The 20,430-nt window shown below is 61.9% G+C and carries 15 protein-coding genes; 13 read left to right on the top strand and 2 right to left on the bottom strand.

Annotated features, from left to right (window positions below; genetic code table 11):
- Positions 1 to 2: 2 nt before the first annotated feature.
- A complete protein-coding gene (locus IC757_RS00945) occupies positions 3 to 1,196 on the bottom strand; it encodes a Na/Pi symporter (RefSeq protein WP_190975545.1) in 1,194 nt (397 codons plus the stop codon).
- 273 nt (positions 1,197 to 1,469) lie between these two features.
- On the opposite strand from IC757_RS00945, the gene IC757_RS00940 reads away from it, so the two are divergent.
- From IC757_RS00940 to IC757_RS00915, 6 genes are all read left to right on the top strand, one after another.
- The gene (locus IC757_RS00940) at positions 1,470 to 2,837 is read left to right on the top strand and encodes a serine hydrolase domain-containing protein (protein WP_223846196.1); all 1,368 of its coding nucleotides are present in this window, start codon (positions 1,470 to 1,472) and stop codon (positions 2,835 to 2,837) included.
- Between the two features lie 16 nt (positions 2,838 to 2,853).
- Positions 2,854 to 4,053: a sensor histidine kinase gene (locus IC757_RS00935; RefSeq protein ID WP_190975543.1), complete on the top strand. Its 1,200-nt coding sequence runs from the start codon at positions 2,854 to 2,856 to the stop codon at positions 4,051 to 4,053.
- Positions 4,050 to 4,811 carry a LytR/AlgR family response regulator transcription factor gene (locus IC757_RS00930; RefSeq protein ID WP_190975542.1) on the top strand — a complete coding sequence of 254 codons (762 nt, stop codon included), beginning with the start codon at positions 4,050 to 4,052 and terminating at the stop codon, positions 4,809 to 4,811. Before IC757_RS00935 ends, IC757_RS00930 begins: the two co-directional genes overlap by 4 nt.
- Before the next feature lie 65 nt (positions 4,812 to 4,876).
- Positions 4,877 to 6,025 (top strand): GGDEF domain-containing protein, encoded by a 1,149-nt coding sequence (locus IC757_RS00925; protein ID WP_190975541.1) that lies wholly within the window; start codon positions 4,877 to 4,879, stop codon positions 6,023 to 6,025.
- A gap of 459 nt (positions 6,026 to 6,484) precedes the next feature.
- The gene (locus IC757_RS00920; RefSeq protein WP_223846195.1) at positions 6,485 to 7,597 is read left to right on the top strand and encodes a DUF1611 domain-containing protein; all 1,113 of its coding nucleotides are present in this window, start codon (positions 6,485 to 6,487) and stop codon (positions 7,595 to 7,597) included.
- Entirely contained in the window at positions 7,594 to 8,721 is a 1,128-nt protein-coding gene (locus IC757_RS00915) for an alanine/ornithine racemase family PLP-dependent enzyme (protein ID WP_190975539.1), read from the top strand. The genes IC757_RS00920 and IC757_RS00915 overlap by 4 nt, the downstream gene beginning before the upstream one ends.
- 61 nt (positions 8,722 to 8,782) lie before the next feature.
- Here IC757_RS00915 and IC757_RS00910 read toward each other — a convergent pair whose 3' ends face one another.
- Positions 8,783 to 9,109 (bottom strand): hypothetical protein, encoded by a 327-nt coding sequence (locus tag IC757_RS00910; protein ID WP_190975538.1) that lies wholly within the window; start codon positions 9,107 to 9,109, stop codon positions 8,783 to 8,785.
- 171 nt (positions 9,110 to 9,280) lie between these two features.
- Between IC757_RS00910 and IC757_RS00905 the strand changes: the two genes are divergently transcribed.
- From IC757_RS00905 to IC757_RS16640, 7 genes are all read left to right on the top strand, one after another.
- Entirely contained in the window at positions 9,281 to 12,448 is a 3,168-nt protein-coding gene (locus IC757_RS00905; RefSeq protein ID WP_190975537.1) for a DUF3427 domain-containing protein, read from the top strand.
- 121 nt (positions 12,449 to 12,569) lie between these two features.
- Entirely contained in the window at positions 12,570 to 13,778 is a 1,209-nt protein-coding gene (locus tag IC757_RS00900; RefSeq protein ID WP_190975536.1) for a Fic family protein, read from the top strand.
- A gap of 144 nt (positions 13,779 to 13,922) precedes the next feature.
- On the top strand, positions 13,923 to 14,321 hold the full coding sequence (locus IC757_RS00895) for a nucleotide pyrophosphohydrolase (RefSeq protein ID WP_190975535.1): 399 nt from the start codon (positions 13,923 to 13,925) through the stop codon (positions 14,319 to 14,321).
- Between the two features lie 70 nt (positions 14,322 to 14,391).
- Positions 14,392 to 15,309 (top strand): HNH endonuclease, encoded by a 918-nt coding sequence (locus IC757_RS00890; protein ID WP_190975534.1) that lies wholly within the window; start codon positions 14,392 to 14,394, stop codon positions 15,307 to 15,309.
- A gap of 20 nt (positions 15,310 to 15,329) precedes the next feature.
- Complete coding sequence (locus IC757_RS00885) at positions 15,330 to 17,846, top strand: class I SAM-dependent DNA methyltransferase (protein WP_190975533.1); 2,517 nt, start codon at positions 15,330 to 15,332, stop codon at positions 17,844 to 17,846.
- Positions 17,839 to 19,215, top strand: coding sequence for a restriction endonuclease subunit S (locus tag IC757_RS00880; protein ID WP_411913463.1), 1,377 nt, complete (start codon positions 17,839 to 17,841; stop codon positions 19,213 to 19,215). Before IC757_RS00885 ends, IC757_RS00880 begins: the two co-directional genes overlap by 8 nt.
- The gene (locus tag IC757_RS16640; RefSeq protein WP_223846194.1) at positions 19,212 to 20,351 is read left to right on the top strand and encodes a DUF262 domain-containing protein; all 1,140 of its coding nucleotides are present in this window, start codon (positions 19,212 to 19,214) and stop codon (positions 20,349 to 20,351) included. Before IC757_RS00880 ends, IC757_RS16640 begins: the two co-directional genes overlap by 4 nt.
- Positions 20,352 to 20,430 lie beyond the last annotated feature (79 nt).

The following is a 20,430-nucleotide window of genomic DNA, read 5'->3' as shown; positions in this document are numbered from 1 at the left end:
GCTCAGGCGACAATCAATTCGGTCACGGCAATTCCGATAATCGGAATCACCAGGAATATCAGAAACAGGAAGGCAAAAGCGTAGCGCGGCGAACGACCCGCCAGCGCGCCATACCAGCTCGCAATTCGGTACGGAATGAAGCGCAACGGATACCAGATGGCCGTGCCGACCAGGTTGAACAGCACATGCACCAGCGCCACGGTCATGGCCGCGGCGACCGGGTTGGCCGTAGCTGCCAGCACGCTGGTGAATGTCGTGCCCAGGTTGGAACCCATCATGAACGGCAGCAGCCGCCGCATGCGCACCGCCCCGGCGCCGGCCAGCGGCACCATCAGGCTGGTGGTGATGGTGCTCGACTGCACCATGACCGTCGAGACTGCACCGATGCCGTAGGCACGCACGTCGGTGCGGAAGAAATAGCTGCGAAACAGCCCGTCCATGTGACGCAGCAGGGCCCCGCGCAGATTCTTGACCATGAAGACCAGGGCAATGAACATCAGCACCAGGCCCATCATCGCCATCACCAGGCCCTGAACCATGTCGGTGGGGGTGACCAGCGCCGCCACCCAGTTGAACGAGTCGACAATCGGCGCGGTGATCACCCGGACCGGACTGCTCGGCCGGGCCACCTCTTCGAGCCCGATCAGATCGGCCATCCAGGCCGCGCTGCGCGTGAGCACGCCGCGTCCGGTCTCGTTCAGCGCGCCGGTGATCCACTCCAATGGAAACAGCACCGCCACCGTCATCAGGTTGAACAGGTCGTGCAGCAGAGCGGCCGTAAAGGATTTGCGGAAATTGCTGCGAATCCGGATATTGGCCAGCGCCACCAGCACGGCGGTGACCGAGGTGCCGATATTCGCGCCCATGATGGCAAAGACCGCCGTACCCAGGGTCATCTCGCCGGTGGCCACCAGCGTGACGATCAGCGCGGTGGTGAACGACGAGCTCTGGACAATCGCAGTGACGACGACCGCGCCCAGTAGCGCGATAAAGGGATTCTCGCCGTAGGCAAAGGCGCGCAGCAGGAAATCGCTTTCCTGCCCGAACAGCCCCAGCCCGCTACCGATGACATTGAGCGCGGCCAGGAACAGGTACAGACACAGACCGGCATAGACTCCCCGCAGCCAGGCGGGCACCTCCGGTGACTTGAAATTGCGTGTCAGCGCGGGCGAGGCTTGGCGCTGGGGTTGGCTCATGTCGTTTGCATCTATTTTGAGCTTTGAAACGAAAAGTCGGTATCAATTCGTGCCGGCGCGACCACCACCGACAGGCCGCTGGGCGCATATTGTGCCCTACCCGCAAGCAAAATGACATTTGGATAAACAAATCATGACACCAGGCGCGCCAGCCACTCGTCACACTCCGGGCCGTTTCCGTCGAGACAGAAGCGGCGTTCGTCGCAGGTGTTCCTCAGAAAAGTGAAACTGCGGCAGCATGTTGCCCGATCTCATAGCGAACGGCAGAATCCAATGCATATGTCTTCCACGATACTCGTCTCCGGGCTGATGGCCAGCGCTGCTGCCCAGGCTGATTCCCTTGAATCCGTGCTTGAAAAGCGCCTGGCCGGTGATCGCTCCGGTGTCTGCGTGGCGGCGGTGTACATCGACGGCGAGCGCACCGAGGATGGCGCCTATTGCGCCGACCCGGACAACGTCCGCGAGCTCGGAGCGGATTCACGGTTCGAGATCGGTTCGATCTCCAAGGTGTTTCTCGGGCTGCTGGTCGCCCAACTGGTCGAACGCGGCGAACTGGACCTGGATCAGCCCGTTGCCGAACTGTTGTCGACCGACAGCCCGCTGCCCGAATACGAGGGGCAACCCATCCGTGTCATCGATCTGCTCACCCACACCTCCGGCCTGCCGCGCTTGCCGGACAACTTCGAGATCGCCGACCCGGACAACCCGTATGCCGGTTACACGCCCGAGGAACTGCTGGCCGACCTGTCCGCAGCCCAACTGGAGAGCAAACCGGGTGAACGATATGTCTATTCCAACTTCGGCTACATGGCCCTGTCGCTGGCGCTGGTTCACCACACCGGAAAACCGCTGGCCGAACTGCTCGAGGACGAGATCTTCAAGCCGCTGGGCATGACTCGGACCAGCCTGTCCGGATCAACGGTACAGGGCCACGCCGGGCCGGGCCGCAGAACCTCCAACTGGGATTTCCATCCGGATCTGGGCGGTGTGGGTGCCATTCGATCCACGCCGGCTGACATGACCCGCTGGCTGCAGGCCCATCTCGGCCACCACGAGGGCGCCCTGAAAGACGCCCTGTTGCGAGCCGGTCAGATCCTGATCGAGGCGGACAACGAGCCGCAGGGCTACGCCTGGGGATTCATCCAGGTGGGCGACCGGCGGGTCCTGGCCCATGATGGCGGCACCGGCGGTTTCTCCTCGATCGCGGTGGTCGATCGCGAGACTGACCGGGCCAGTCTGGTGCTGATGGACACCACCATGGCCATGCGCGGCAGCCTCGGCGACCTGGCCCTGCACCTGGTCGACCGCGATCACAAGCTGCAGGAACCGCTACCTGTCGCCGAGGCGGTCACTGGCATCGATCTCGAGCAATATGTCGGCCGTTTCGCGCTCTTCGATGACGACGGGCCGTTCATGGGCGATTTTGTCGTCGAGTTCAGCATCGAAGGCGAAGAACTTCACATCCAGGCCAGCTCCGGCGGCCAGGTTCAGCCGAAACTTCCCATGGTGGCCGAGGGAGAGACTCGCTTTACCATCGCCGAGCTGGGCCTCACCATTGATTTCGTGGCCGAGGATGATGGTCGCGTCGAGCGCCTGGACTTCAGTCAGGGAGCACTGGAACTGCGCGGTAAACGGCAGTGATCTATCCTTGACCAGGATGAGCCATTCAAGCACCGAACTGAACAAGCCGTTACCGGCGGCTGTAGCCGTCGGCAGTGGTCACTGGTGGCTGTCCTACCGCCAGTTTCCGGTGTTCAGCACGGCCTGGGTCTGGCGGCGGGCCGCGCTGTTCGGTCTGGTGATCGTCCTGATCGGTGCACTGTCAGCGTTGCTGCACTACGCCGAGGGCAGTGATGGGTGGTCGACGCTGGAACTGTTCGCCTACTTCATCGCCGGCTTTCTGGTCATGTTCAATGCCGGTCCGGTGCTGGCCGCAATCGTGCGCCATCGGCACTTCGCGCCAGTGGCCGAGCGGCGCCTGGTGATTGCCGCCATCGTCGTCGGGCTGGTATTGGCCATGCTGGGCGACCACTGGTCGTCGACCGCCATCATGCGCCTGACCGACCGCGAGTTCGAGCGCAGCATGGAAGGCAGTGCGCTGGTGATCAATATTCTCGTGCTGCTGGGCCTCTATACTCTGATGGGCGGCGGCTTGGCCCTGCGTGCCTACCTGGGCGAGCACCGCCGGTTGGCAACGTTCGAATCCGAACAGGCCATGCGGCGCCTGCAGTCCGACAAGCTCGCCGCCGACCGCCAACTGGCCATGCTGCAGGCCCAGGTCGAGCCGCATTTCCTGTTCAACTCCCTGGCCACCATCCGCTCCGACATTCGCAAGGAGCCCGAGCAGGCCGAGCGCACCCTCGACGCCCTGTGCCAGTACCTGCGGGCCACCATCCCGAGATTGCGACCCGACGATGCCGGTTCTGCCTCCACGCTGGGTGATCAACTCGAAATCTGCCGCCAGTATCTGACCGTCATGCAAAGTCGCATGGGCGATCGCCTGGAATTTTCCATCGACAGCGACCCGGGCCTGTCGAAGCTGACCTTCCCGCCATTCATACTGCTGTCGCTGGTCGAAAACGCCATCCGTCACGGACTCGAACCCAGCCCGCACGGCGGCCAAATCGCGATCCGCGCCCACCGCGACGGTCAACGTCTGATCGTGACCGTGGCCGATACCGGCGTGGGCCTGTCAGACAATGCCGGCGGTGGCGTGGGCCTGAGTAATATTCGCCATCAGCTTCGGCTGCTGCACGGCGACGACGCACGGCTGAAACTGTCAGGCCATGCCCGCGGCGGGGTCGAGGCCAGCATCGAACTGCCCGCCGAAGCCGTAACCCGGGAGCCCGACTCATGAACAGCACACCGGTCCGAATCCTTGTCGCCGAGGACGAAAGCGGCCAGCGCCGGCAACTGATCGACCAGCTCGCCAGACTGTGGCCGCAAGCCCAACTGGTCGCCGAATGCGCCGATGGCAATGCGGCACTGGCCGCGCTGGGGTCCAAGCGCCCCGATGTACTGTTTCTCGATATCCGCATGCCCGGCGCCGATGGCATTGAGGTTGCGCGCGCCGCCAGCGGCCGGGCCCACGTGGTGCTGACCACAGCCTACGAGCAATATGCCGTGACGGCCTTCGAAGCCGGCGCCCTGGACTACCTGCTAAAACCGGTCGTGCCCGAACGACTCGCCGCCACCATCGAGCGTCTCAAGCAACGCCTGCGGTCCTCGCCGCCGGATATCGGCGCCCTGCTCAGCGCCCTCGACGAGCGTCTTCGCCCGGCCGCCGAGCAGAAACTGAACTGGATTACCGCCACCATCGGCGATGCGGTCAAGCTCCTGGCCATCGACGACGTGCTGTTCTTTCGCGCCAGCGACAAGTACGTGCGCGTGGTCACCGCCGACGATGAGGCGCTGGTTCGCATGAGCCTCAAGCAACTCGAAGACCGCCTCGACGATAGCGTGTTCTGGCGCATCCACCGCGCCGTGCTGGCGCGCGCCAGCGCCATCGAGCAATTCGAAAAAGACGAACTCGGCCACTGGCACGCCCGCCTGAAAAACCACCCCGAACGCCTGCCCGTGAGCGAATCGGCACGCAGCCGCCTGCGCGGCATGTAAACACGCAGGTCGTAACCCTCGCTTATACTCGTCATCTAACGGCTAGAAAATCCAAGGATGGCCCGGTGCAAGACAACCTATCCGCGGTGCCCGACAAGGCGGCGGCGGAGCAGGTAACCGATCATCGGTCTCTTATCGAGGCCGAAACACTGGCGCTGCTGTTTCGCCAGTCGGCACCGGGCATGTATTTCGCCCTGGCCATCTCCACGCTGGTGGCCATCGGCCTTTGGTCCGAAGTCGCAACCCCGGCCCTGGGACTGTGGCTGGCCGCCATCGGCTTGTCCTTCCTGTTGCGTCTGTCGCTGTTTGTCGCCTACAAGCGCGCCAACCCCATCGGCGTGGCCGTGCTTGGCTGGCGCAAACCTTACGTGGCCTCGCTGTATTTTTCCGCGGCCGTGTGGGGGCTGGGCCTGCCCTGGCTGATGCCAGCCGACTCCATCGTCCACCAGGCTTTCGTTTACGTCTTTCTCATCGGCATGGCCTCGGCGGCGCTGACCACCTACTCGGCCGTGCGCGAAATCGCCCTGATCACCAGCGCCATCACCATGCTGCCGGTCGTGCTCTGGTTCCTCATCCAGGGCGACGCGTTGCGCCTGGCCATGGGGCTGGGCGGGCTGCTGTTTTTCGTTTCGGCCTGGCGTGCCACCCGCGTGCTGGCCGCGGCCATGCACGGCACCATTCAACTGACCCACGAGCTCGAATCCGCGCGTGCCAGTGCCGAGAAAGCCGCCCAGTGCGACGATCTCACCGGCCTGTTCAATCGCCGCGCACTGACCGAACTGGGCGATGCGGCGGTTGCCCGTTGCCGGGAGCGCCACCAGCCGGTATCGGTCATGGTGCTCGACCTCGACCACTTCAAATCCATCAACGACACCTGGGGCCATGCCACCGGTGACGAGGCGCTGATTGTTGTCGCAAACGTCCTGACATCCTGCCTGCGCCAGCACGACATCTGCGGCCGCCTCGGCGGCGAGGAATTCGGCGTGATCATGCCCGACACCAGCACTGAGGCCGCCCATGCCATCGCCGATCGCGTGCGCCAGGCCGTCGCCGCCGAACCGCTGACCGACCGCGACGGCCCGCAACACATCACCGCCAGCGCCGGCGTGGCCAGCAACGGCTACGACCTCGAAACCCTGCTCAACCAGGCCGACCAGGCCATGTACGACGCCAAACAACACGGCCGCGACCGCACCGTCGTCGCCGGCGCTTAGAACCTCCTCGGGCCGCGTGATAGTGCAAACATTGTCCATTGATTCTCAATATTCCGACAATGGAGAACTGAATCGACATTGATACGCTTGGGGTGCCCAGCCGCGCAATTGGGTCGCGGCACGCGAACCCTATGGATACGGCGGGCATGAGCCGACCCGGCCCGCGGCGCATCGCTGAAGTTCCGCAATTTTGATAGGCAATACGCTGCCTCGATTCGGCGTTTTCCGGGCCATACGTGGTAGGCTGTCAGTTGTTCGACCCCGCTGCTTGGTGGGGACTGTCCTGGCAATCGGTACTTCTCGCCCGAGTTCACGATATCGCTCCCTCTGAGCCCCTGTTTCGCTCAAGGAGTCATCATGTTTCCCATCATCTCGGGCCCGATTCGATCAGCCCCCTGTTCAACCTGGGCCCAGCCTGGTCAACAAGCCCCATATCCCTCCGACTTGAAGCCGGTCACCGTGGGCGCCCTCGTTGCACTACCCGAACGAACGGCGACCGCCATCGTCTATTGCGAGGGCAACTTCGGCGAGGTCGACGGCAAAACCGCCAACGGCCTGGTTCGTCATTCGGAAAAGTACCGGATCCTTGCAGTGATCGACAGCGAGAGGGCCGGAAGTGATGCCGGCGAGCTGCTCGACAAGCGGGCCAACGGCATCCCCGTGTGTCGCGATCTGGCCGAGGCGCTCGCGCTTGCCGACAAGATGCCCGACTACTTCATCTACGGCATGGCGCCGGCCAGCGGGATGCTGTCGGACCATGAACGTGATCTCGTACTGAGTGCCATCGGCCTGGGAATGAACATCGTCAACGGCCTGCACGAGTTCCTCAACGACGACCCGGAATTCAAGGCGGCCAGCATCGCCGGCAACGTGCGCATCATCGATATCCGCAAGCCGCGGGAGAAAAACGAGCTGCGCCTGTTCAGCGGACGCATCCACGAGGTGAGCTGTCCGCGCATCGCGGTGTTGGGTACCGACTGCGCGATCGGCAAGCGCACCACCGCCACGGTGCTGGCCGGCGCACTCAACGAGGCCGGCCTGAAAGCGGTGATGATCGGCACCGGGCAGACCGGCCTGATCCAGGGGGCGCGCTACGGCGTGGCCATGGACGCCGTGCCGTCGCAGTTCTGCGCCGGCGAGCTCGAAGCGATCATCGTCGAGGCCTTCGAGGCCGAACGGCCCGACGTGATCATCATCGAGGGGCAGGGCGCGCTGAGCCATCCGGCCTTTTCGACCACCTCGTTCATACTGCGCGGCAGTTGCCCGGACGCGGTCGTGTTGCAACACGCCCCCGGACGGCCCGCACGCTGCGATTTCGAGCACATGCCCATGCCGTCGCCGGCTGTCGAGATCAACCTGATCCAGACCTTTTCCGACACCCGCGTCATCGGGCTGACCATCAACCATGAACACATGACCGAGGCCGAGGTGGAGACAGCCATCGGGCACTACGAAGCCGAACTCGCCATCCCCGCCACCGATGTCCTGACCCGCTCGCCGAAGCGCCTGCTCGACATGGTCTTTGCCGCGTTCCCGGAGCTTGAAAAGGCGCCGCTTGTTGAAGCGGTATGACCGCGCCCCGGCTCGATGTCGATCTCGACCGGATCGAGCACAACGCACGCAGCCTGGTCGATCGGCTGGCCGAGCGCGGCATCTCGGTCACGGGCGTGACCAAGGCAGGACTGGGGTCTGCCGCAATAGCCAGCGCGATGCTGCGCGGCGGTGTCAGTGCGTTGGGCGATTCGCGCATCGAGAATATCGAGGCCCTGCGATGCGAGCAGGTCAACGCGCGCACGGCATTGATCCGCTCGCCGATGCTCAGCCAGGCCGAGCGGGTCGTGCGATCGGCCGAGACCAGCTTCAACACCGAGCTGTCGGTCCTCACCCGGCTTTCCGGTGCGGCCTGCCAGGCCGAGCTCACCCACGAAGTCGTGCTCATGGTCGAGCTCGGTGACCTGCGCGAAGGCATCATGCCGGCCGACCTGGAAGACATGGTGCGCGCCGTGCTGTGCCTTCCGAACATCATCCTGCTGGGCATCGGCACCAACCTGGCCTGCCAGGGCGGGGTAGCACCCGATGCACGCAACATGGCTGAACTGTCGGCGCTGGCCGAATCGATCGAACGGACCTTCCGAATCCACCTGAGGTTGATCTCCGGCGGCAACTCCGCCAACCTGGATTGGGTCTTAAGCAACACCGATACTGGCCGGGTCAACCACCTGCGCCTCGGCGAGGCCATCCTGCTCGGCTGCGAGCCGTTGGCCCGCCAGCCGATCACCGGCCTGTACACCGATGCCATCACGTTGGTCGCCGAGGTAATCGAGTCGAAAACCAAACCGGCACAGCCATGGGGATCCATCGCCCAGACCGCCTTCGCGCCAGTACCAGGGCAAGCATCCGTAGTGCCCGGCTCGGGCAACCCGTCACGTTCCATTCTGGCCATAGGCCACCAGGACGTCGACCCGGCAGGCCTGCAGCCACCGCCAGGAATCCACATTCTGGGTGCCAGCGGCGACCATCTCGTCGTGCACTCGAAAAATCACAATCCGGCCATCGGCGACGAAATCCGCTTCGGCTTGAACTACAGCGCACTGGTGCGCGCCATGACCTCGCCGTTCGTGGCCAAGGCCATGAACCAGAACACCGCCAGCTCCCGGTTCTTCCCCGGCGAACCCGCTGCTGCACCGATGGTGTAGAAAGACGCAAGCCCCGTGACGCCTGGCTTGAGGGCCGAATGAGGAAGCCTTCTGGAGATTTTCAAATGGCACAGTCCCTCAAACGGAATGCAATGACCAGCGTTCGGTATTTTTCTGACACCCCGTTTCCAGAGATCGACTCTTTCGGCTTCGATGCCGGCTTACCCGACGCCTTCCCTGGGTGATCGACGACCACACAGGAGGGGGCTCCGTGATGGCCTGAGCGATACTGGATACTCGTGCCGCCCCCGCATCGCAGCTGGCTCTGATCGTCGCCCTGCCGATGGCCAGCGAAGCCATCGAAAAACACCACAAGTCCGACGGCTACAAAATCGACATCAACAACGGCCAAGCCGCCGGCCAGACCCATCAAGACTGTCGACTTCACCAGTCGCTACTTCCCCAAGTACAGCGAGAAGCTGCGTGCGCCTCGATCAAAGCTTTTGCAACATCCGGAGGACAGAACTCAAGATGTCGTTGAGTGGCAATTGGAACCCACCTGCAAAAAGGAATCTCGAAATCGAGGTGCTTGTTTCGCCTGGCCTGGCATAATCCCTCAATGGGCGACGAGCGTGACAAGTTATTCGGGCTGCATGAAAGCCTGCTGACGCCCGAGTTGCGCGAACGGCTGACCGACTTGGGCCTGGAGGACCTGGCGGAGTGGGATGCCAGCCCGGATAAAGAGACCCTGCCTACGTCGGTTGGCACCCACCTGGCCCGCGTCATGTCGACAGCCCTGCTTGACCTTCGAGAAAAGGATTACTCTGCATGGGAGGTTTGTCTGCGAACATTCTCCGAGGCATTGCAGGATTCAGGGTCACCCCTCTCAGAGACGATCTCGCAGATTCCTGAACTGCCATTCCGGCAATTGCAGGAGATCAGGCGGCCGGACCAGGCCCAGGTGCGTGCATCCAGCACGCCGCGACCCGACATCCCGCTGGCGGTTTCGGCATTGCTGACCGGATCCCGTCACTCTCCCAGCCTGATTACCCAGATCGAGAAGGAACTGGCCAGTGCCGACCAGACCGAGTGGCTGGTTGCCTTCATCAAGTTCAGCGGCGTGCGTGCCCTCAAGAGCGCCCTGCAGCGCTTCACCGAGACCCCGCGTTCCGACGGCCAGCCGCGACTCAGAGTCGCCACGACTTCCTACCTGGGCGCCACGGATCTCAAGGCCATCGAAGTTCTTCTGGATCTTCCGAATACCGAAGTGCGGGTGTCCTATGACACCCACCGGACCCGCCTGCACGCCAAGGCCTACCTGTTCCACCGCAATACCGGCTTTGGCACCGCCTACGTGGGATCGGCCAACGTCTCCCGGGTGGCCCTGGACGAAGGGTTGGAGTGGACCGCCCGGATCAGCCAGAACGAGCTGCCTTATCTGTGGCGCCAGATCAAGGCCGGTTTCGAGATGCACTGGTCCGACCCGGCCGAATTCGAGCCACTGACCCACGACGACCTGGATCGGCTCGAAGCGTCGCTTGCCAACGAACGCCAGGGGCCGGTCAAGGCCGACCGCCAGACCTACCGCTTCTTCGATCTGCAACCCTACGGCTTCCAGCAGGAAATTCTGGACACCATCACGGCCGAACGCCAGGGTGGTATCGACAGGCACCTTGTCATCGCCGCCACCGGTACCGGCAAGACCATGATCGCGGCCTTTGACTACCGCCGCCATGCCAGCGAAGCCCAATCCACCAACCGTCCAAGCCTATTGTTCATCGCTCATCGGGAGGAGATCCTGAACCAGGCATTGGAAACCTTTCGCCACGTGCTGAAAGACTCAGAATTCGGCGACCTGCTCGTGGGCGGCCAGCGCCCCGATCAATCCCGACACCTGTTCTGTTCGGTACAAAGCTGGCACTCCAGAGATCTCGGCCAGCTGGCCCGCGACCATTTCGACTATGTCGTCCTCGACGAAGCCCATCACGCCGCGGCCAAAAGTTACCAGGCCATCATCGACCACATCCAGCCACAGGTGCTGCTCGGCCTGACCGCGACCCCGGAGCGCGCCGATGGCCGCGATATTCGCGATGACTTCGGAGGCCGATTCACCCACGAACTCAGACTGCCCGATGCCATCGAGGCACGCCGTCTGGCGCCTTTTCACTACTTCGGAATCCATGACGCCGAAGGCGTGGATCTCAGCGGTCTTGCCTGGCAGCGAGGGGGGTACCGAACCGAGGACCTGGACCGGGTCATCGGTGTCAACGAACGCCGTGCACGCTGGGTGCTGACCAACCTGCTCGATCACGTGGCCGACCCCGAACGATTTCGCGCCCTGGGCTTTTGCGTGAGCCAGTCTCACGCCCGGTTCATGGCCCGGTATTTCGAAACCTGCGGTATCCCCGCTGCATCCCTGACTGCCGATTCGCCACGACAGGAGCGGCTTCGCGTGCAGCGCGACCTGGTTGACCACAAGATCCGCGTCATCTTTACCGTCGACCTTTACAACGAAGGCGTGGATATCCCGGAAGTCGACACCGTGCTGTTCTTGCGGCCCACCGAGAGCCTGACGGTCTACCTGCAGCAGCTGGGACGTGGCCTGAGACTCCACGAGGACAAGCCACACCTGACCGTTCTGGACTTCATCGCGCCACAACACCGCCAGTTCAGGTTCGCGGACCGATTCCGGGCCCTGAGCAGCCGAACCCACGAACGTATCGACCATCAGGTCGAATCCGGCTTTCCCTGGCTGCCGGCCGGCTGCCTGATCAGGCTCGATCGGCAATCCACCGACATCATCCTGAAAAACATCCGTGACACGCTGGACCAGCGCCGGCCCGAGATCGTTCGTCAGTTGCAGGCCCTGCGCCTGGAACACGGCGACCGCCCGGGGCTTGAGCGCATGCTCGACTGGCTGCACTTCGACGAGCCGGATCCACTGATCAAGCGGGGCCTACCCTGCCGCCTCATGGAGGCCGCTGGTGGCGATGCACACCCAAAACTGAAACCGTACGAATCAAGCCTGACCACTGGTCTGAGACATCTGGCCATCGCCACGGATCGAAACATGCTCCGGGCGCTGGCCGAGTTATTGAAAGAGCAGCCGCGCGAGGAGACCGAATGGCGGATGCGCGCCAGCCTGGGCCTCAGCCTGATCTGGGGCCAGAAGCGACCGGGAGACGGAACCGAACAGGCTGTCACCGAGTTCATGCATGAACAGCCCGGCCTCCGCGGCGATCTGATCGATTTGATCGAATACCGCCTCCAACGCCTGCTTCCGGCCTCCAACCGCTATTTTCCTGAGCGATCCGGCGTGCTCGAATTGCACGCCAGCTATACCCGAGAGCAGATCCTGCTTGCACTGGGGAAAGGTACTTTCGCGCAACCAGCCAGTCACCGCGAAGGCGTGCTGCACCTGCCCGAACGCAAGGTAGATGCCTTCTTCGTCACAATCGAGAAATCAGAAAAGGACTTCGCGCCGACCACCCTCTACGAAGACTATGCCCTCAGCCCGGAGCTGTTCCACTGGCAGAGCCAATCCACGACCACCCCGGAATCTCCCACCGGCGCGCGCTACATCAACCACCGCGAACGTGGCTACCAGCCGCTGTTGTTCGTGCGGCAAGGAAAGCGATTGCCCAATGGCCTGACCGAGCCCTTCCAGTTTGTCGGTCCCGTGAATTACGTCCGCCACGAGGGCAGCAAACCCATGAGCATCGTCTGGCGCATGCAACACCCCCTGCCAGCCCGGATCTACCGGCAGTGCAGGCACGAGGCGGTGTGAGCGCCGCTGCGTGTTCCGCCCAGGCAGAAACCTTGGACATTTTTTCGGACATATAACACAATGAAATTTGCTAAACTGCTGATAGAAAGATATTTATAAACTAACGTTCCTGGACATTTTTATGGACGAAGCAACGGACAGTTCCAGGGAAGACTCGACCTGGAGCGAGATCGAGTTGCGCCTGGAAACCCGGCGGGCCGGCCCGTTCCGATTTCAGGCCGGCGTGGACCCGGCAACGCTGGCAATGCCCCTGCAGCGTATCCAGGACGCTCAGGAACGATTCTGGCGTAGCGGGCTTGCCCAGGTTGCTGTCGACCTGGAGCGCGAGGTACTGGCCAGTTCCATCTTCGGCACCAACACGATCGAGGGCGGTGAACTGTCCGAGGAGGAAACGGCTGCAGCGATGGAGCTATCGCCGGACGAAATCGAGAACATCGAGCAGCAGCGCGCGCGCAACATGCGCTCAGCCTACGATTTTGCGCTTGAACAGAGTCAGGACGAGGCATGGGAGCTGTCGCCCGACTATATCCGTGAAATCCACCGGCTGGTCTGTCATGAACTGCCCCATGAGCAGAACCGCCCTGGTCAGCTTCGAGACAACCCGAAAGACCAGGTCACCCGGGTGGGCGATGCCGACCATGGCGGCGTTTACAAACCGCCGCAGTACGGGCGCGATGTTTCAATGCTGCTCGATGCGCTATGCCAGTGGCACCGACAGCTCGACCAGGCCGGATGCCCGGCCCCCGTCCGAGCACCACTGATTCATCTCTACTTCGAACTCATTCACCCCTTCTGGGACGGTAACGGTCGCGTCGGTCGTGTACTCGAAGCCTCCATACTGCTGAATTCCGGATTTCGCTATGCGCCATTCGCTATGGCGCGCTTCTACCTGCAACACATCCACCGCTACTTTGCACTATTCAATCACTGCCGCAAACAGGCAGAGAAAAAGCGCGCCTGGCCCAACCAGGACTTTGTGACATTCCACCTGGACGGATTGCTCGAGGTTATCAACAAGCTGCATGACCGCGTCAATGAGATGGTGGCGCACCTGCTCTTCCTCCATCAGGTTCGCCAGGCCCTGGACGATAAGCACATCAACCAGCGCCAGTACGCCATTGTTGATTTCATCATGAAGGCGGGCCGCCCCGTTGACCCCGGAAAACTGCGCAAGGAAACCTGGTACCAGGCACTCTACGAGAAGCTGACCGACAAGACCCGCCGCCGCGATCTCGAGCGTTTGCGCAAGCATGGTCTGATCCAGCTGGATAATAACAACCAGCTCTGGCCGGGCCACATCAATATCGATGCAAGTGAGACCAAAAAATAGCTACCGCCAGTCGGTGTTGAACCTCAAATTGCCCAGTAAATTAACGGTGACAGCCGCACTGCTCGGGCAACGTTGCAGACCGATTCCAGAACACAGGCACAAGAGTCATTTGCCCGGACCCGCCATCATCTGGATACTGTCCTCATGAAGTCCGATGACCCGAAACCCGAACCCGACGAATGGCCCGACTTGGCCCGCTTCAAGGCCGAATTCCGCCGCTTCGTCGCCGAGCGCGACTGGGAGCAGTTTCACACCCCGAAGAACCTGGCCATGGCACTGGCCGGAGAGGTGGGTGAGCTGCTGGAGCACTTCCAATGGCTCACGCCTGAGCAAAGCCAGGAGCTGCCGCCTGAAGTGCTCGAACAAGTCGCCCACGAAATCGCCGACATCCAGATCTACCTGGCCACCCTGTCCGACCGCCTCGGCATCAACATCGGCCCGGCGGTGGCCGACAAGATGCATCGCAATGCCGAGAAGTACCCGGCAGATCAGGTCCGTGGCAGTGCCCGAAAGTACACCGCATACCGAAGAAACGAGGACTGAGGGCAGCCTTTTGCGTTAATCCCGGGCCCTCGTCCATAATCAGGGCTGGTCATGAGGGGAGCCGGTCACCATGGTGCAAAAGCTGTATATCGGTGTCACCGACTCGCAGTGGTTCCACTACCTGGCCGCCCGGCAGCCCGATGAAGTCAATTTCTGGAAGCCTGGCGGTGGCGCCTTTCGTGCGCTGCCCGAGGCCGGTCTGTTTCTGTTCAAACTCAAGAAGCCGCACAATGCCATTGCCGGAGGCGGATTCTTCCTGCGCTTCACCCGCCTGCCCGTAACCCTGGCCTGGAACGCTTTTGGCGACAAGAACGGGGCCGCCACACTGCCGGATTTCATCAAGACGCTTCAGAGTAGCCGTCCGAATCTCCACCCGTCTGATCAAATCGGATGCTGCATACTGGCCGCCCCATTTTTCTTCCCGCCAGAGCACTGGATTCCCACCCCGGAGGATTTTTCGCCCAATATCATGACGGGCAAGACTTACGACGGGAACGCCGCCACAGCCCAGAAGCTGTTGGATGCGGTGCGCGAGCGCCAGGCGTATCTAGGAGAAACCGACGATCTGCTCGAAGAAGACGCCGACCCGGAGCGGCCGCTGAGGCTGATACGGGGCCGAGTGGGTCAAGGCGGGTTCCGGGCCCTGGTCACGGATGCCTACGAGCGCCGCTGCGCCGTTTCCGGCGAGCGAACGCTACCGGTGCTGGAAGCCGCCCATATCAAGGATTACGCAAAATCCGGCCCCAACCGCATCGAAAACGGCCTGCTACTACGCTCGGATATCCACAAGCTGTTTGACGCCGGCTACGTGACTGTCACCCCCGAGCATCGAATCGAAGTCAGCCCGAGAATAAGGGAAGAATTCGAGAACGGTCGTGACTACTACCGGTTCCACGGCGAGAAGTTGGTCGTGGAGCCGGGCGACCCGGCGGAGAAGCCCGATGCCGGCTACCTGGGCTGGCACAATGAACAGGTGTTTCGTCCCTGAATTCCGGTAACAAAACCACCATGGCACTCAAGAAATCCCAACTCTACTCCTCTCTCTGGCAGTCCTGCGACGAGCTGCGCGGCGGCATGGACGCCTCGCAGTACAAGGACTATGTGCTGACGCTGCTGTTCATGAAGTACGTCAGCGACAAGAAGGACTCGCTGATCGAGGTGCCCGATGGCGGCAGCTTCGAAGACATGGTGGCCGTCAAGCAGGACAAGGACAACGGCGACAAGATCAACAAGATCATCGGCCGGCTGGCCGAGGCCAACGACCTCAAGGGCGTCATCGACCAGGCGGACTTCAACGACGAGACCAAACTCGGCTCCGGCAAGGACATGCAGGACCGGTTGTCCAAGCTGGTGGCCATCTTTGACCAGCTTGATCTGGGCGCCAACCGTGCCGATGGCGACGACCTGCTGGGTGACGCCTACGAATACCTGATGCGCCACTTCGCCACCGAATCCGGCAAGAGCAAGGGCCAGTTCTATACCCCGGGCGAGGTCTCGCGGGTAATCGCGAAGGTGGTGGGCATCGGCCCGGATACGCGCCAGGACGAGACCCTGTATGACCCGACCTGTGGCTCGGGCTCGCTGCTGCTGCGCGCCGCCTACGAGGCGCCGCAGGGCGTGAGTATCTACGGCCAGGAAAACGACAACGCCACCTGGGCGCTGGCGAAGATGAACATGATCCTGCACGACTACCCAACAGCGGAAATCTGGCGGGGAAACACGCTGTCGTCGCCCCATTTCCGCAACAACTCAGGCCCCAGGCCCGGCTCCTTTTTTCGTGACCACCATGCAAACCCAGTCGGCAAGGGCCCTGATTACTATGGAGGCCTCAAGGCCTTCGACTACGCCGTCGCCAACCCGCCGTTCTCCGCCAAGTCCTGGACCAACGGCCTGGACCCGGCCAACGACGAGTTCGGCCGCTTCGAGTACGGCATCCCGCCGGCCAAAAACGGCGACTACGCCTTTCTGCTGCATCTGATCAAGTCGCTCAAGTCCACCGGCAAGGGCGCCATCATCCTGCCCCACGGCGTGCTTTTCCGCGGCCACAAGGAAGCCGACATCCGCCGCAACCTGATCCGGCGCGGGCTGATCAAGGGCATCATCGGCCTGCCGGCCAACCTGTTCTACGGCACCGGCATCCCCGCCTGCATCCTGGTCATCGACAAGGAACACGCCGCCAGTCGCGAGCACATCTTCATGATCGACGCCAGCCGCGAATTCATGAAGGACGGCAACAAGAACCGCCTGCGCTCGCGCGACATCCACAAGATCGTGGACGTGTTCAACCACCAGCGCGAGCTACCCGGCTATGCCCGCCGCGTGCCCCTGGCCGAGATCGCCAATGATGCCAACGACTTCAACCTCAACATCCCCCGCTACATCGACGCCGGTGAGGCGGAGGACCGGCACGACCTCTACGCCCACCTGAACGGCGGCACGCCTAAGCGCGACGTGGACGCGCTCGAGCCCTACTGGTCCGTGCTGCCCGGCCTGCGCCAGGCGCTGTTCCGCGACAACGGCCGGCCCGGCTACCTCGAACCCCGGGTCGACGCCCGCGAAGTCAAGGCCACGGTGCTGGGCCATGCCGCCTTCACGGCCTTCGCCGAGCGCGTGTCCGGCGTCACCGACGACTGGCAGGCGGCCCATCGCCCGGACCTTTACGCCCTGCAAGCGGGCGACAAGCCGCGCGACGTGATCCACGGCCTGTCCGAGGACCTGCTGCAACGCTTCACCGATGTGCCCCTGCTGGATCGCTACGCCGTCTACCAGCGCCTGATGGACTACTGGGCGGATGTCATGCAGGACGATGTCTACCTCATCGCCGCCGAGGGCTGGAGTGAGGCGGCCCGGCCCCGGGGTGTGATCGAGAACAAGGAGCGCAAGATCAAGGAAGAGCCCGACCTGACCGTCGGCAGCGGCAAGAAGGCGCAGAAATACAAGCTCGACCTGATCCCGCCCGCCTTGGTCATTGCCCGCTACTTCGCCGACGAACAGGCCCGGCTCGACACCCTCCAGGCCGAAGCCGAGACCGCGACCCGCGAGCTGGAGGAATTCATCGAGGAGCAGGACGGCGAGGAAGACCTCTTGAGCGAGGTCAAAAACGACAAGGGCAAGGTCACCAAGACCGAGATCCCCAAACGCCTCAAGGCCCTCAAGGGCGAGCCGGAGGCCGACGACGAAATCGCCGCCCTCAAGCAATGCAAGAAACTCATGGACAACGAGGCTAGCGCCAAAAAGGCCGTCAAGGACGCCCAGACCGAACTCGACCAGGCCGTACTGGCCCGCTACGCCGAATTCACCGAGGACGAGATCAAACAGCTCGCCGTGGACGACAAATGGCTGGCCGACATCCGCGCCGCCATTGAATCGGAAGTCGAGCGCATCACCAACCAGCTCGCCGGCCGCGTGCGCGAGCTGGAAGAACGCTACGCAGAACCCCTGCCGGACATCGAGCGCGAGGTGGAAGCACTGGCCGCCAAAGTCACCGGCCACCTGGAAAAGATGGGGGTGCGCGTCGATGGCTGAGCGGAGCGAGGCAGTGGAAGAGCAGGCCGTGCGGGATGCGCCTGCCGGCTACAAGGCGGCGGCTGATGTCGCGACTAGGGAGGACGTGCCGCCTGGGTATAAGCGGACTGAGGTGGGGGTGATTCCAAGGGATTGGCATTCAAGGTCGCTTCAGTCGGTCGGGATTGATCCCGCAGTAAAAGCTGGACCATTCGGGTCGTCGCTTACTAAGGCGTCGTACAGTCAATCAGGATACAAAGTGTATGGCCAGGAACAGGTGATCCGCGGTGACCATCATTTTGGTGATTATTTCATCGGTGAAGAAAAATACCGTCAACTTCGAAGCTGCTCTGTTAGGCCAAGGGATGTTCTTATTAGCTTGGTAGGAACTGCGGGTAAGGCCCTGCTAATCCCTGATGATGCACCGCCAGGTATTATTAATCCTCGTTTGGTCAGAGTGCGACTCAATCAAGAACAGGTTGACCCGCCGTTTTTTAAGCATCTGTTCGAAAGCAGCCAAGTTCAGGGTGCATTGATTGGGCACGCCCAAGGCGGGACGATGGATGTGCTTAACGCAAGAATACTCAGAGACTTGCGTTTGCCAATCCCTATGTTGTTCGAACAACGCGCCATCGCCACCGCCCTCTCGGATGCGGACGCGCTGATCGAATCCCTCGACCGCCTGATCGCCAAAAAGCGCGCCATTAAACAGGCCGCCATGCAACAACTCCTCACCGGCCAGACCCGCCTGCCCGGCTTCACCGGTGGGTGGGAGACGAAGCGGTTGGGGGATGTTGGCACCTTCTACAAAGGACAAGGCATTCGGCGGGATGATGTCAGCAATGAAGGTGTTCCGTGCATTCGATACGGCGAGATTTACACGCGGTATGGTGATTGCGTCCTGACGCCGGAATCCCGCATTCCCAAAACCGTCGCTGAAGCCGCATTCCCATTGCGAACCGGAGATATTCTGTTCGCGGGATCGGGAGAAACAGCGGAAGAGATTGGTATGTGTGTCGCGTACCTGGGCGAACAACCAGCCTTCGCAGGCGGGGATATCGTGGTGTTGCGGCCAAACGAAGGCGTCTCTGCCTATCTGGGGCGTTTGCTCAACCATCCAACGATTGCCCAAGAGAAAGCCCGTCTAGGCCAAGGGGACGCCGTTGTTCACATCAGCGCAAGGAACCTCGCTCAGATTGAAGTGCAGATGCCACGACAGGAAGAACAAACCGCTATCGCCACCGTCCTCTCCGATATCGACACCGAAATCGAGGCCCTGGAACACCGCCGCGACAAGGCCCGCCAGATCAAGCAGGGCATGATGCAGCAGCTCCTCACCGGGCGGGTGCGACTGGTGGAGCCAGAGTTATCAAAGGAGGCAACTGCATGAAGGCGACGGAAGCTAAGCTGCTAGATTTCCTTAAGAAATCGCCGCAGTTCATCATACCGATTTACCAGCGTACCTATTCCTGGACGGAGCCTCAGTGCCGGCAACTCTGGGATGATGTGCTCCGTGCCGGTTCGAACGATGCCATCAGTGCTCACTTCATCGGTTCCATTGTCTACATCGAGCAGGGCTTGTATCAAGTGTCCAGCCAGTCGCCGCTGTTGGTAATCGACGGCCAGCAAAGGCTGACGACGGCCATGTTGATGATTGAGGCGCTATGCCGCCATCTTGGAGACGATGAGCCAATTGAAGGTTTTTCGGCGAAGAAGCTGCGCAACTACTACCTGCTGAATCCGCTTGAGGAGGGAGAGCGCGGGTTCAAACTGCTGCTGACCGAGACGGACAAGGATAGCCTGCTGGCGCTTTTTCGGCAGAAACCCCTGCCACCAGAGGGGTCGCTGCGCATCGAGGAGAACTTTGAATGGTTCGAGCAGCAGGTGAAGCGCCTTGATGATTTGGGTCCGCTGTGTCGTGGGCTGGCCAAGCTCGTGATCGTTGATATAGCCCTGAGCCGCGATCAGGACAACCCCCAGCTCATCTTTGAAAGCATGAACTCCACTGGCCGGGAGCTGAGTCAGGCGGACCTGATCCGGAACTTTGTGCTGATGGGGCTTGAGCCGGAGCATCAAAAACGGCTTTACCAAGACCACTGGCGCCCGATGGAGCTGGACTTTGGGCAGGAGGGGTATGGTTCCCATTTCGATTGGTTCATGCGTCACTACCTGACGGTGCGAACAGGCGATATTCCCAAGATTGGCGATGTGTATGAAGCTTTCAAGGCGTTTGCTCGCGCGCCGAAACAGGCCGGACAGGGTGTCGACGCGTTGGTAGCCGATATCCATGCCTTTTCGGGATATTACTGTGCCATGGCGCTTGGCAAGGAGAGCGACAAGCTGTTGGCGGAGGCTTTTCGTGACCTGCGAGAACTGAAAGTGGATGTGGCCTACCTTTTTTGCTGGAGCTATACGAGGATTATCAGGCTGGGCTGCTGCAGCGGGAAGACTTCGTCGATGCCGTTCGTCTGGTGGAGGCGTATGTATTCCGACGCGCGGTTTGCGCGATTCCGACCAACTCCCTGAATAAGACCTTTGCCACCTTTGGTCGGGCGCTCAAGAAGGACCGCTATCTGGAGAGCATCCAGGCCCACTTGTTGAATCT

It is taken from the genome of Wenzhouxiangella sp. AB-CW3, from assembly GCF_014725735.1.
Classification (GTDB): domain Bacteria; phylum Pseudomonadota; class Gammaproteobacteria; order Xanthomonadales; family Wenzhouxiangellaceae; genus Wenzhouxiangella.
Note: the sequence above shows the minus strand (reverse complement) of the source record. Positions and strands in the feature narration are given on the sequence as shown.